At 64.6% G+C, this 11,758-nt stretch carries 15 protein-coding genes; 9 read left to right on the top strand and 6 right to left on the bottom strand.

Going from position 1 to position 11,758, the window contains the following annotated elements:
* Positions 1-430 precede the first annotated feature (430 nt).
* The 6 genes from H8B03_RS04785 (at position 431) to ppk2 (ending at position 6,210) form a co-directional block, all read left to right on the top strand.
* Positions 431-1,600, top strand: coding sequence for an aspartate aminotransferase family protein (locus tag H8B03_RS04785; RefSeq protein ID WP_193140590.1), 1,170 nt, complete (start codon positions 431-433; stop codon positions 1,598-1,600).
* 19 nt (positions 1,601-1,619) lie between these two features.
* Positions 1,620-2,546, top strand: a complete 927-nt coding sequence (gene argF / locus H8B03_RS04780) for an ornithine carbamoyltransferase (protein WP_193140589.1) — start codon at positions 1,620-1,622, stop codon at positions 2,544-2,546.
* 85 nt (positions 2,547-2,631) lie between these two features.
* Entirely contained in the window at positions 2,632-3,795 is a 1,164-nt protein-coding gene (locus H8B03_RS04775) for an alpha-hydroxy acid oxidase (RefSeq protein ID WP_193140588.1), read from the top strand.
* Between the two features lie 101 nt (positions 3,796-3,896).
* Complete coding sequence (locus tag H8B03_RS04770; RefSeq protein WP_193140587.1) at positions 3,897-4,352, top strand: lytic transglycosylase domain-containing protein; 456 nt, start codon at positions 3,897-3,899, stop codon at positions 4,350-4,352.
* A gap of 139 nt (positions 4,353-4,491) precedes the next feature.
* Complete coding sequence (locus tag H8B03_RS04765; protein WP_193140586.1) at positions 4,492-5,133, top strand: 50S ribosomal protein L25/general stress protein Ctc; 642 nt, start codon at positions 4,492-4,494, stop codon at positions 5,131-5,133.
* Between the two features lie 150 nt (positions 5,134-5,283).
* Positions 5,284-6,210 carry a polyphosphate kinase 2 gene (gene ppk2, locus H8B03_RS04760; protein WP_193140585.1) on the top strand — a complete coding sequence of 309 codons (927 nt, stop codon included), beginning with the start codon at positions 5,284-5,286 and terminating at the stop codon, positions 6,208-6,210.
* A gap of 74 nt (positions 6,211-6,284) precedes the next feature.
* Here the strand turns inward: ppk2 and H8B03_RS04755 are convergent, their stop codons facing one another.
* Positions 6,285-6,596 (bottom strand): antibiotic biosynthesis monooxygenase, encoded by a 312-nt coding sequence (locus H8B03_RS04755; protein ID WP_193140584.1) that lies wholly within the window; start codon positions 6,594-6,596, stop codon positions 6,285-6,287.
* A 101-nt stretch (positions 6,597-6,697) separates the two neighbouring features.
* Between H8B03_RS04755 and pth the strand changes: the two genes are divergently transcribed.
* The gene (gene pth / locus H8B03_RS04750; protein ID WP_193140583.1) at positions 6,698-7,393 is read left to right on the top strand and encodes an aminoacyl-tRNA hydrolase; all 696 of its coding nucleotides are present in this window, start codon (positions 6,698-6,700) and stop codon (positions 7,391-7,393) included.
* Positions 7,394-7,485: 92 nt separating this feature from the next.
* Positions 7,486-7,863 carry a DUF2237 family protein gene (locus tag H8B03_RS04745; RefSeq protein WP_193140582.1) on the top strand — a complete coding sequence of 126 codons (378 nt, stop codon included), beginning with the start codon at positions 7,486-7,488 and terminating at the stop codon, positions 7,861-7,863.
* 118 nt (positions 7,864-7,981) lie between these two features.
* On the opposite strand, the gene trpB is transcribed toward H8B03_RS04745, so the two are convergent.
* Positions 7,982-9,217: a tryptophan synthase subunit beta gene (trpB, locus tag H8B03_RS04740; RefSeq protein WP_193140581.1), complete on the bottom strand. Its 1,236-nt coding sequence runs from the start codon at positions 9,215-9,217 to the stop codon at positions 7,982-7,984.
* Between the two features lie 203 nt (positions 9,218-9,420).
* Between trpB and H8B03_RS04735 the strand changes: the two genes are divergently transcribed.
* On the top strand, positions 9,421-9,972 hold the full coding sequence (locus tag H8B03_RS04735; protein WP_193140580.1) for a dihydrofolate reductase family protein: 552 nt from the start codon (positions 9,421-9,423) through the stop codon (positions 9,970-9,972).
* Here H8B03_RS04735 and H8B03_RS04730 read toward each other — a convergent pair.
* The 4 genes from H8B03_RS04730 to ihfB are packed head-to-tail and all read right to left on the bottom strand — an operon-like array spanning position 9,953 to position 11,699.
* Entirely contained in the window at positions 9,953-10,405 is a 453-nt protein-coding gene (locus H8B03_RS04730) for a GNAT family N-acetyltransferase (protein WP_319022432.1), read from the bottom strand. The genes H8B03_RS04735 and H8B03_RS04730 overlap by 20 nt on opposite strands.
* Positions 10,402-11,046 carry a phosphoribosylanthranilate isomerase gene (locus H8B03_RS04725; protein ID WP_193140579.1) on the bottom strand — a complete coding sequence of 215 codons (645 nt, stop codon included), beginning with the start codon at positions 11,044-11,046 and terminating at the stop codon, positions 10,402-10,404. Before H8B03_RS04725 ends, H8B03_RS04730 begins: the two co-directional genes overlap by 4 nt.
* A 4-nt stretch (positions 11,047-11,050) precedes the next feature.
* Positions 11,051-11,407: a LapA family protein gene (locus H8B03_RS04720; RefSeq protein WP_193140578.1), complete on the bottom strand. Its 357-nt coding sequence runs from the start codon at positions 11,405-11,407 to the stop codon at positions 11,051-11,053.
* Positions 11,408-11,417: 10 nt separating this feature from the next.
* A complete protein-coding gene (gene ihfB, locus H8B03_RS04715) occupies positions 11,418-11,699 on the bottom strand; it encodes an integration host factor subunit beta (RefSeq protein WP_193140577.1) in 282 nt (93 codons plus the stop codon).
* Between the last annotated feature and the right edge of the window lie 59 nt (positions 11,700-11,758).

Below are 11,758 nucleotides of genomic sequence, written 5' to 3'. Positions count from 1 at the left end.
CTGATCCTGCGGACGCGCTTCAGCACCGCCCCCCCTGGTTGACCCTGACCTAACATTCGGCCGGCGGCGGCGTCGTGATGGCCGCGCGAGCGCGCCAAGCCACCCAGCATCGCCTGCACAGGCATTTGTCGTTTCATGCGTCATCCTCCCCAGGCAATTTGCCCACAACTGCGGGTCAATTTTTCTGGGTTTTGCGCGCCCGCCCTCGGGCTGCGGGAAACCGGCGTGCGTTCCGTGGCTTCCCTTCCGCGACAACCACTGCTAAGAGCCGCGCCATGGACACCAAAGCCGCACTCCGACGCCGACGCGCGCCCTTCTGACCCCGCCCCTTTCGCGGGGGCTGCTGCCTTTCGTCCTTTCACCAACCTGAAATCGTTGACTTGCTCCTGTGCCTGCGGCACCAACGGAGTTTCTTGCAAGGGTATCCCCTATGATCGCCTCTGTTCTTCCGACCTATAACCGTGCGCCCCTGACCTTCGTGTCGGGGCAAGGATGCTGGTTGACCGAGGCGGACGGGCGACGTTTTCTGGACCTTGGCGCGGGCATCGCCGTGAACGCGCTTGGCCATGCGCATCCCGATCTGGTCAAGGCGCTGAGCGATCAGGCCGCCCAGCTTTGGCATGTGTCGAACCTCTACAAGATCCCGCAACAGCAGGCGCTGGCCGATGCGCTGGTCGAGGCGACCTTCGCCGACACCGTGTTCTTCACCAATTCCGGCACCGAGACCTGCGAACTGGCCGTCAAGATGGCCCGGAAATACTGGTTCGAGAAGGGCGATGCCGAGCGGACCGAGATCATCGCCTTCGACGGCTCGTTCCACGGCCGGTCATCGGCGGGCATCGCCGCCGCCGGGTCCGGAAAGATGACACGCGGCTTCGGGCCGACCCTGCCGGGGTTCACCCATCTGCCGTTTGGCGATCACGACGCGTTGCGCGCCGCGATCAGCGACCGGACCGCCGCCGTGCTGATAGAGCCGGTGCAGGGCGAAGGCGGCATCCGCCCGTTGCCCGACGCCTGCCTGAAGGGGCTGCGCGACCTGTGCGACGAGACCGGCGCGCTGCTGATCCTTGACGAGGTGCAATGCGGCATGGGCCGGACCGGCAAGCTGTTCGCCCATGAATGGGCCGGGATCGCGCCGGACATCATGATGGTGGCCAAGGGCATCGGCGGCGGCTTCCCGCTGGGCGCGCTGCTGGCCACTGAATCTGCGGCCAGCGGCATGACCGCGGGCACCCATGGCTCGACCTATGGCGGCAACCCGCTGGGCTGCGCCGTGGGGCTGGAAGTCATGCGCCATGTGGCCGATCCGGTGTTCCTGGCCGAGGTGAACCGCAAGGCCGGCCTGCTGCGGCAGAAGCTGGAAGGGCTGGTCGCCGCGCATCCGACGGTCTTCGACCATGTGCGCGGCGCGGGCCTGATGCTGGGCATCGTCTGCAAGGCGCCGAACACCGATGTGGTGCAGGCCGGGTACGACCAGCAGGTGCTGACCGTGCCCGCCGCCGACAACGTGGTGCGCTTGTTGCCGCCCCTGACCATTACCGACGATGAAATTGACGCCGCAGTGGCCCGGCTGGACACCGCCGCCGCAAGCCTGGCCTGAGCCGACGAGAGCGAGACCCATGCCCCATTTCCTGGACATTCACACCACCGACCCGGCGCAATTGCGCGGGATCCTCGATCAGGCCGCGGCGATGAAGGCCGCCCGCGCCGGTCTGCCCAAGGGCACCCGCGACCCGGAAACGCCGTTCGAAGGTCAGATGGTGGCCCTGGTGTTCGAGAAACCCTCGACCCGTACCCGTGTCAGCTTTGATGTCGGCGTGCGGCAGTTGGGCGGCGAGACCCTGGTGCTGTCAGGCTCGGAAATGCAACTGGGCCACGGCGAGACCATTGCCGACACCGCCCGCGTGCTGTCGCGCTATGTGGACCTGATCATGCTGCGCACCTTCCAGGAATCGACGCTGCTGGAGCTGGCCGAACATGCCTCGGTGCCAGTCATCAACGGGCTGACCGACCGCACCCATCCCTGCCAGATCATGGCCGACATCCTGACCTTCGAGGAGCATCGCGGCCCGATCGCCGGCAAGCGCGTGGTCTGGGCCGGCGATGGCAACAACGTCTGCGCTTCGTTCCTGCACGCGGCGGCGCAGTTCGGCTTCGACATGACCTTCACCGGACCGGAGCCGCTGGACCCGGAAGCCGAATTCGTGGCCGGCGCGCGGGCAGCCGGCGCTGACATCCGCATCGAACGGGATCCGTTCAAGGCTGTGGCGGGCGCCGATCTGGTGGTCGCCGACACCTGGGTGTCGATGCACGATCCCGCCTCGACCCGCGAGCGTCGCCACAACCAGCTGCGCCCCTATCAGGTCAACGACGCACTGATGGCCGCTGCCGGGGAACAGGCATTGTTCATGCATTGCCTGCCGGCTCACCGCGAGGAAGAGGTCACCAGTTCGGTCATGGACGGCCCGCAATCGGTGATCTTCGACGAAGCCGAGAACCGGTTGCACGCCCAGAAGGCCGTCATGCGCTGGTGCCTGGGAATGTGACTTTCTTGCCTTCGGCGAGAGTATTTGGACCAAGAAGAAAGCACGGTGAGAGCCGGCGCCGTTCAGAGCACCACAGGGGGCTGCCATGACCGTGATCACCGAGATCGAGGATCTCAAGCGTCTGTACCGGCGCCGGGTTCCGAAGATGTTCTACGACTATTGCGAGACTGGCAGCTGGTCGCAGCAGACTTTTCGCGAGAACACCACCGATTTCGACCAGATCCGGTTCCGGCAGCGTGTCGCCATCGACATGACCAACCGCTCTACCGCTGTCGAGATGCTGGGCCAGGAAGTGGCGATGCCCGTGGCGCTGGCCCCGGTTGGGCTGACCGGCATGCAGCATGCGGATGGCGAGATCCTGGCGGCGCGGGCGGCAGAGAACTTCGGTGTGCCCTTTACCCTGTCCACCCTGTCGATCTGTTCGATCGAGGACGTGGCCGCGCACACCCGCAAACCGTTCTGGTTCCAGGTCTATACGCTCAAGGACGATGATTTCATGCAGCGCCTGATGGGGCGGGCCCATGACGCCGGCTGTTCGGCCATTGTCATCACGCTGGACCTGCAGGTGCATGGCCAGCGTCACAAGGACCTGAAAAACGGGCTGTCTGCACCGCCGAAACTGACCCCGGCCTCGGTGGCCAACATGGCGACCAAGGTTGGCTGGGGGCTGAAGATGCTGCGGACACCGCGCCGGGGTTTTGGCAATGTCATCGGCCATGCCGAAGGCGTCTCGGATCCGTCGTCGCTGAGTGCCTGGACGGCGGAGGCCTTCGACGCGGCGCTGGACTGGGACCGGGTCCGGCAGCTGATCGACATGTGGGGTGGCAAGGTGATCCTGAAAGGCATCCTGGATGTGGAGGATGCCAAGAAAGCCGTGGAGGTCGGTGCCGATGCCATCGTGGTGTCGAACCATGGCGGGCGTCAGCTGGATGGCGCGCTAAGCTCGATCCGCGCCCTGCCCGCCATTGTCGACGCGGTGGGCGACCAGATCGAAGTGCATTTCGATAGCGGGATCCGGTCCGGGCAGGATGTGCTGAAGGCCTGGGCGCTGGGCGCGCGCGGCTGCATGATCGGGCGGGCCTTCGTCTATGGACTGGGGGCCATGGGCGAGGCCGGGGTCACCAAGGCGCTGGAGCTGATCCACAAGGAACTGGACACCACCATGGCGCTGTGCGGCCGGCGCACCCTGGCCGATGTGGATCGCGATATCCTGCTGGTGCCCGAAGGGTTCGCGGGCCGCTGGGCCTGAGGCCGGTTGCGCGCTTTTCCGCTGTTGCCGGAAAACGTGATTTGCCAGAAGATCGGGGAATGCGCATCTGAACCTCAGTTGAAACAGCTTTGGCTACTTCCATGCTTCGTCCTGCCCTGACCGGTGCCCTATTGTGCCTTCTTGCGGCCTGCGCATCCCCGACCCCCGAGGTGACGCGCGCCGCCGTGCCGCTGCATCCGAACGAGACCCCGGAACTGCGCGCCAGCATCAACCACTGGGCCGATTACTATGACCTCCCGCGGGAGTTGGTGCATCGCCTTGCGATCCGCGAAAGCACCCATCGCCCGACCGCGCGCAACGGACCCTACTACGGGCTGCTGCAGGTGCTGCCGGCCACCGCGCGCTCGATGGGGTACAGCGGCCCCAACAAGGGGCTTCTGGATGCCGACACCAACCTGCAATATGCCCTGAAATACTTGGACGGAGCCTATCTGGTGGCCGACGGCGACCCGGACCGGGCCATCAAGCTTTATGCCAAGGGCTATTACCCCGAGGCCAAGGCAAAGGGGCTTCTGGATGAAACCGGCCTGAGATAGCCTGCCGGCCCCGGTTTTCGCCGTGAACCCCGCCGGATCTGCCGGAATCGGGGTTCCCAAGGCGCGGGATCTCGGCTAAGAGCGCCGCTTCACCGGGCATACACCCTTGGAGGATGCCCACCAATTTAGGAGAATTCTCATGGCTGGAAAGATCCCAGATCTTTACGCCGAGGTACGGACGGGGACGGGCAAGGGGGCCGCTCGTCAAGCACGCCGTGATGGCAAGGTACCTGGCATTGTCTATGGCGGCGAATCCGATCCGCTGGCAATCAACATCCCCTTCAACGTGCTGCTGAAGAGCCTCAAGCAAGGCCGCTTCCTGTCGACCCTGTTCAACATGAAGGTCGACGGCCACGATGACGTGCGGGTGATCTGCCGGAACGTGCAGCGCGACGTCGTCAAGGACCTGCCGACCCACGTGGACTTCATGCGTCTGCACCGGAACTCGAAGATCAACCTGTTCATTCCGGTTGAATTCATCAACCACGAAGAAAGCCCCGCCCTGAAGAAGGGTGGCATGCTGAACGTGGTGCGTCCGGAAGTCGAACTGATCGTGACCGCGGGCGACATCCCCGAGAAGCTGGTTGTCGATCTGACCGGAACCGTGATCGGTGACACCATTACCATCTCGTCCATCGACGTGCCGGCCGGCGCCAAGCCGACCATCGACCGTGACTTCGTTGTGGCCAACCTTGCCGCTCCGGCCGGTCTGGGCAGCAGCGACGACGAAGACGAAGTGGATGAAGAAGCACCCGTCGAAGAAGAGGCCGCCGAAGAGTAATCCTCGGACCCTTCGACATGGTATTGATGCGCGGCCCTTCGGGGCCGCGCATTTTTTTTGGCATATTTCAGATGACGTTTTGCGACAGATCAAGGACGTTTTTGGAACAGGGTGTTAGGTCCGGGGGGAATTGAAATTACGGAGGTGACCATGACCGAAACCAAACCCACGAACCTGCAAGTGGTGGAACCGGAAACCTCTGAAGCGGCCCCCGAAAGCACACCGGCCCAGGACGCGGCCCCAGTGGCCGAAGAAAAGCCCGCGTCGGATTTCGATTCCTCAAGCGAATACCCCTACGACCGCAAGATGACCCGCCGCACCTATGAGCGGCAGAAGGCCAAGCTTCAGGCCGAGCTACTGAAGGTGCAGTTGTGGGCGCAGGAGACCGGGCAGAAGTTCGTGCTGCTGTTCGAAGGCCGTGATGCCGCCGGCAAGGGCGGCACCATCAAGCGGTTCACCGAGCATCTCAACCCGCGCCAGGCGCGCGTGGTCGCCCTGAACAAGCCCACCGATGCCGAGCGCGGCCAGTGGTACTATCAGCGTTATGTCGAGCATCTGCCGACCTCGGGCGAGATCGTTCTGTATGACCGGTCGTGGTACAACCGCGCCGGGGTGGAACGGGTCATGGGGTTCTGCGAGCCGGGCGAGTACCTGGAATTCATGCGCCAGACCCCGGAATTCGAACGGATGCTGACCCGCTCGGGCGTTCAGCTTTACAAGTTCTGGTTCTCGGTCACCCGCGCCGAACAGCGCCGCCGCTTCGAAAGCCGCGCGACCGATCCGCTGAAGCGCTGGAAGCTGAGCCCGATCGACAAGGCGAGCCTGGACAAGTGGGACGACTACACCGAGGCGAAAGAGGCGATGTTCTTCTACACCGACACCGCCGATGCGCCCTGGACCGTCATCAAGTCCGACGACAAGAAACGCGCCCGCCTGAACTGCATGCGGCACTTCCTGGCGTCGTTGGACTACCCGGACAAGGATCGCAAGATCGTACGGGATCCCGATCCGTTGATCGTCGGCCGCGCCGGGCACGAGATCCACAAGTCCGACCACATCCTGGGCGGCGGCCTGTAGACCAGCCTGCTCGGACACAGACACGCCCCGTGCCGTTACCGGTTGCGGGGCGGTTTCGTCCCAGGGGTGCTGGCTCAGGTCAGGGCCTGCACGGTTTCAAACACTTCCAGTTCCGGCGCGCCCTGGTACAGATCGGCGTTGCCGCCCGCGTTGGCATGGGCCTTGCGAAAGGCCTCGGACCGGGTCCAGTCGCGGAAGGCCGCTTCGCTGTCCCACGCCGTGTGCGAGGCATAGAGCACATGGTCGGCCGTCTGCGGGCCTTTCAGCAGGTGGAAGGCCACGAACCCCGGCACCGCCTTCAGATGGCTGTCACGGCTCTTCCAGACGCGTTCGAAGGCCTCTTCCTGTCCGGGTTTCACCTTGAAGCGGTTCATGGTCAGATACATCGGGGTCTCCTGCAATGGCCGTGCGCCGGATGGCTGGCCTTTGGCGCCAATTCACGGCAGAACGGGGCCATCGTCAATGCCGGACAGGACAGGAGCAGGCCGTGAAGCTTTTCGTGGGATTGGGCAATCCGGGCGGGAAATACGCCCAGAACCGGCACAACATCGGCTTCATGGCGCTGGATCGGATCGCCGAGGATCACGGGTTTGCCCCCTTCCGCGCCAAGTTCCAGGGCCAGTTGTCCGAAGGCCGCCTGGGCCGCGAAAAGGTGCTGCTGCTGAAACCCGAGACCTTCATGAACCGATCAGGACAGTCGGTGGGCGAGGCGATGCGGTTCTACAAGCTGGAACCGGCGGATGTGGTGGTCTTTCATGACGAGCTGGACCTCGCCCCCGGAAAGGCGCGCGTCAAGACCGGGGGTGGCCATGCGGGCCACAACGGGCTGCGGTCGCTGCATGCCCATATCGGCGAGGCCTACGGGCGGGTGCGGCTGGGCATCGGCCACCCTGGCCACAAGGATCGCGTCGCGGGCTATGTTCTGTCGGATTTCGCCAAGGTCGATCAGGACTGGCTGGACGACCTGTTGCGCGGCATTTCGGACGGGGCGGTGTCGCTGGCCGAGGGCGACACCGGGCGGTTCATGAACGCGGTCGCCCTGCGGGTGGCGCCGCCGCGCTCTTCCACCACTCAGCCCAAGCCACGCGCCGCACCGGACAAGCCCGCTGCCACCGCCGAGGCCCCCGTGGCCAGTGAAGACACCCGCAACCCCTTGCAGAAGCTGCGCGACCGGTTTCGCTAGGCCAGAAATACCCTCGCCACGTGCATGTTTTCAGGCTTTGCCGGTGCCGGACATTTGGCTAGGCTTCCGTCATTCTAGAAACGGAGGCATTCTTGGAACGTTCCCCTTCCCGCAACGTCCTCGGGACCGCGCTTGACAGCTGTTCAACCGCGCCGCTGACCGGATATTTCCGCAATGGCAGTTGCGACACATGTGACACCGATCACGGAAACCACACGGTCTGTGCGGTGATGACGGCAGAATTCCTCGCCTTTTCGAAGTATGTCGGCAACGACCTGAGCACCCCGCGCCCCGAATTCGACTTCGTCGGGCTGAAGCCCGGTGACCGCTGGTGCCTGTGCGCGGGCCGCTTCCTGCAGGCCCATGACGAAGGCTGCGCCCCCAAGGTCAACCTGACCGCCACCCACGAACGCGCGCTGGAAGTCGTGCCGCTTGAGGTGCTGGAGGCGCACGCGCTCGCCGAACACTGAGCGTCCGGCGTGCAGCCGACGTCCCTCGGGTGGGCGGCGACGTGGATGAAGACCGGACCGCAAGATGCGCCGTACGCGGGGCCGCCGGGCAATGGCGTCCGCCGGACCCGCCCCGCGCCTAGCCGCTGGCGGTATTCATATCGACCCCAAGCGCCTTGGCGACGGTGAAGATGTCCTTGTCGCCGCGCCCGCACATGTTCATGCAGATGATGTGATCCTTGGGAAGTTCCGGTGCGATTTTCAGCACATGCGCCAGCGCGTGGCTGGGCTCCAGCGCCGGGATGATGCCTTCGGTCTGGCAGCAGACCTGGAAGGCCGCCAGCGCCTCGGTATCGGTGATCGAAACATATTGCGCGCGGCCGATCTCGTGCAGCCAGGCGTGTTCGGGACCGATGCCGGGATAGTCGAGACCCGCCGAGATCGAATGCCCCTCAAGGATCTGCCCGTCGTCGTCCTGCAACAGATAGGTGCGGTTGCCATGCAGCACGCCGGGCCGCCCGCCGGTCAGCGAGGCGCAATGTTCCATCTTCAGGTTCACGCCCTTGCCGCCCGCTTCGACGCCGATGACGTTGACTTCCTTGTCGTCGAGGAACGGAAAGAACAGCCCCATGGCGTTCGAGCCGCCACCGATGGCCGCGATCACCGTGTCGGGCAGGCGTCCCTCGGCCTCCAGCATCTGCTGCTTGGCTTCCTTGCCGATGATCGCCTGGAAGTCGCGCACCATTGCCGGATAGGGATGCGGGCCAGCCACGGTACCGATGCAATAGAAGGTGTCGTTGACGTTGGTCACCCAGTCGCGTAGCGCGTCGTTCATCGCGTCCTTCAGGGTGCCACGGCCGCTGGTCACGGGAACAACCTCGGCCCCCAGCAGTTTCATGCGGAAGACGTTGGGCATCTGCCGTTCCACATCATGGGCGCCCATGTAGACCACGCATTTCAGGCCGAACTTGGCACAGACGGTGGCGGTGGCCACGCCGTGCTGCCCAGCGCCGGTTTCGGCGATGATCCGGGTCTTGCCCATGCGACGGGCCAGCAGGATCTGGCCCAGCACGTTGTTGATCTTGTGGGCGCCGGTGTGGTTCAGTTCGTCCCGCTTCAGGTAGATCTTGGCGCCGCCGCAATGCTCGGTCAGGCGCGGCGCGAAATACAGCGGGCTGGGACGGCCGACATAGTTGGTCCACAGATCGTTCATCTCGTCCCAGAAGCTGTCGTCGGTCTTGGCGTGCTCGTACTGGGCTTCCAGCTCAAGGATCAGCGGCATCAGGGTTTCCGACACGAAGCGCCCGCCGAAATCGCCAAAGCGGCCTTTCTCGTCCGGGCCGGTCATGAAGCTGTTGATCAGATCATCGGGCATGGGGGCTCCTGCTGGTTACGCGCCGTATCGGCTGTGCATACGCGCGGCGGACGGCAATTTCCACCGCGAAAAGTAGCGCGTGCCGCCAAGCTCTGCTAGAGTATGGTCAACAAAAACAGGAGTGCCCTGCCAGTGATCCTCTGACCCTTCCGCCCAACCAGCCGCAGTCGCGGCGGACAGAAGACAGAATGCAGGAGCCTCCCATGCACCCGATCATCTATGACGTGGCCGTTTCGGCCGACGGCTTCATCGCCGACACCCAGGGCCGTGCCCATATGTTCCCCGGCGAAGGCGCCCATGTGGCCGCCTATCTGGATCGTCTGGCCGGCTATCGCGTCGCCCTGATGGGCACGCACACCTACACCTTCGGCTACCGGTTCGGACTGACGCCGGGGGCCAATCCCTATCCAAACATGACCAGCATCCTTGTCAGCCGCTCGTTGAAGCTGCCTGCCGGGGCCGAGGTCACGATGTGGCGCGACGGCCTGGAACGGCGAACGCGCGCCTTGAAGGCCGGGGCCGACGGGCCGATTTATCTGTGTGGCGGCGGGCATTTGGCCGGGCAGCTTCTGACGGCGGGGCTGATCGACCGGCTGATCGTGAAACGCGCCCCGGTGCTGATCGGCGCGGGCATCCCGCTGTTTGCCGGGGTATCGACACCAGTGGCGCTGACCCGAACCGGGGGCACGACCTATGACAGCGGCGTCGTGCTGGAATGCTACGACGTCGGGCCGGTCATGCCAGCACCTTCTTGAAGCCTTCGTGGCTGGGGGTGTAGCCGAGCCTGCGATAAAAGGCGTGGGCACGTGTGCGGGCCTTGTTGGTGGTCAGTTGCATCACCCCGCAGCCCGCCGCGCGTGCCCGGGATTCGGCATCGCCGATCAGCTCCGCACCCCATCCCTGACCCCGCAGGTGGGCCGCGACCCGCACTGCCTCGATCTCGGCCCGGCGGGTGCCGGCGTGCGACAGACCCGAGATGAAGATCAACTGATAGGTGGCCACGACCTGTCCCGAAAACTCCCCGACAAACAACTGGTTGCCGGTCTCGGCCGTCATGGCGTCAAAGGCGGCAACATAGGGCGCAAGATCGTCCAGATGCTCGCGCCCCTCGCCCAGCATGTCATCGTGCAACAGGGCCACCACCGCCGGTACGTCCTCGCGGCGCGCGGGACGAAACCGCAGGGTCACGACTGCGCGGCCTGCACGAAGGCGGCGATGCGGGCGGCATCCTTCAGACCGGGCGCGGATTCGACGCCCGAGGAGACATCGACCATCGGCGCGCCGGTCAGGCGGATCGCCTCGGCCACGTTGTCGGCCTGCAGCCCGCCTGCCAGCATCCACGGCACCGGCCAGCGCCGCCCGGTCAGCAGGCGCCAGTCGAAGGCCAGCCCGTTGCCACCCGGAAGGGCCGCCCCTTTCGGCGGCTTGGCATCCACCAGCAGCATGTCGGCAACCCGGCCATAGGTGTCGAGCGCGGCCAGATCCGCGGCCTCGGCCACGCCCACGGCCTTCATCACCGGCAGACCGCTGCGCGACCGCAGGGCTGCCACCCGTTCAGGGCTTTCCGATCCGTGCAATTGCAGGATATCCAGCGGCACCTCGTCCAGAATGGCGTCCAGCAGCGCGTCTTCGGCATTCACCGTCAGCGCCACCTTGGCCACCCCCGGCGGCACCGTCAGGGCCAGCTTGCGCGCGGTGTCGATCTGAACATGACGGGGGGACTTGGGGAAGAACACCAGCCCAACGAAAGAGGCGCCTGCCGAAACAGCCGCCTCCATATCCTGTTCACGGGTCAGCCCGCAGATCTTGACCCGAATATCATCCGGCATGGGATCAGGCGGCCTTGTTGTCGTCCAACAGCGCCAGCACGTCGTCCTGGCCTTCGTTGCGGTCAGCCTTCATCTTCTCGACTTCCTTGGCGAGAACGGCCTTTTCGCGGCGCTGATGCACGGCTTCCGAACGATGCTTGGATTCGCGGATCCACTCCCAGATGAAGCCCAGCAGCAGCCCGACACCGATCGCGCCCAGCACGACCACATACAGCGGCAGCGACACAGCGTAGTTGAACTTCAGGAAGGGCACCAGGTCGTCGGGCAGCAGTGTCAGGATCACCGTTTGACGGTTGGCAAAGCCGATGGTGATCAGCAGCACCGCCACAATGGCCAGGAACAGATACTTGATGGTCCGCATGGGATCTCCGTTATTTCCCGTTCAGCCGGTCGCGCAGCAGTTTTCCGGTCTTGAAGAACGGTACGTGTTTTTCTTCCACCTCGACCGATTCACCGGTGCGGGGGTTGCGGCCCACTCTCGCGTCTCGCTTCTTGACGGAAAAGGCCCCAAATCCGCGCAGTTCAACGCGGTCGCCACGGGCCATCGCCTCGATGATCTCTTCGAAGATGGTATTCACGATGCGTTCGACGTCGCGCTGGTACAGATGCGGATTTTCATCCGCGAGTTTCTGAATCAGTTCCGAGCGGATCATGGTGCGTCCCCTGTTGGCTATCCCTCTTTTTTCTCAGAGGCTTGCGTGCACTCTACAGG

Source organism: Meridianimarinicoccus sp. MJW13 (genome assembly GCF_014901205.1).
GTDB lineage: Bacteria > Pseudomonadota > Alphaproteobacteria > Rhodobacterales > Rhodobacteraceae > Meridianimarinicoccus.
This window is presented reverse-complemented; position numbering and strand designations above follow the sequence as displayed.

Coding starts and splice junctions, on each gene's coding strand:
- H8B03_RS04770 (WP_193140587.1), top strand. CDS start 3,897: ATGCTTCGTCCTGCCCTGACCGGTGCCCTATTGTGCCTTCTTGCGGCC.
- H8B03_RS04785 (WP_193140590.1), top strand. CDS start 431: ATGATCGCCTCTGTTCTTCCGACCTATAACCGTGCGCCCCTGACCTTC.
- H8B03_RS04725 (WP_193140579.1), bottom strand. CDS start 11,046: ATGCCGGATGATATTCGGGTCAAGATCTGCGGGCTGACCCGTGAACAG.
- H8B03_RS04755 (WP_193140584.1), bottom strand. CDS start 6,596: ATGTATCTGACCATGAACCGCTTCAAGGTGAAACCCGGACAGGAAGAG.
- trpB (WP_193140581.1), bottom strand. CDS start 9,217: ATGCCCGATGATCTGATCAACAGCTTCATGACCGGCCCGGACGAGAAA.
- H8B03_RS04775 (WP_193140588.1), top strand. CDS start 2,632: ATGACCGTGATCACCGAGATCGAGGATCTCAAGCGTCTGTACCGGCGC.
- ihfB (WP_193140577.1), bottom strand. CDS start 11,699: ATGATCCGCTCGGAACTGATTCAGAAACTCGCGGATGAAAATCCGCAT.
- H8B03_RS04765 (WP_193140586.1), top strand. CDS start 4,492: ATGGCTGGAAAGATCCCAGATCTTTACGCCGAGGTACGGACGGGGACG.
- ppk2 (WP_193140585.1), top strand. CDS start 5,284: ATGACCGAAACCAAACCCACGAACCTGCAAGTGGTGGAACCGGAAACC.
- argF (WP_193140589.1), top strand. CDS start 1,620: ATGCCCCATTTCCTGGACATTCACACCACCGACCCGGCGCAATTGCGC.
- H8B03_RS04735 (WP_193140580.1), top strand. CDS start 9,421: ATGCACCCGATCATCTATGACGTGGCCGTTTCGGCCGACGGCTTCATC.
- H8B03_RS04720 (WP_193140578.1), bottom strand. CDS start 11,407: ATGCGGACCATCAAGTATCTGTTCCTGGCCATTGTGGCGGTGCTGCTG.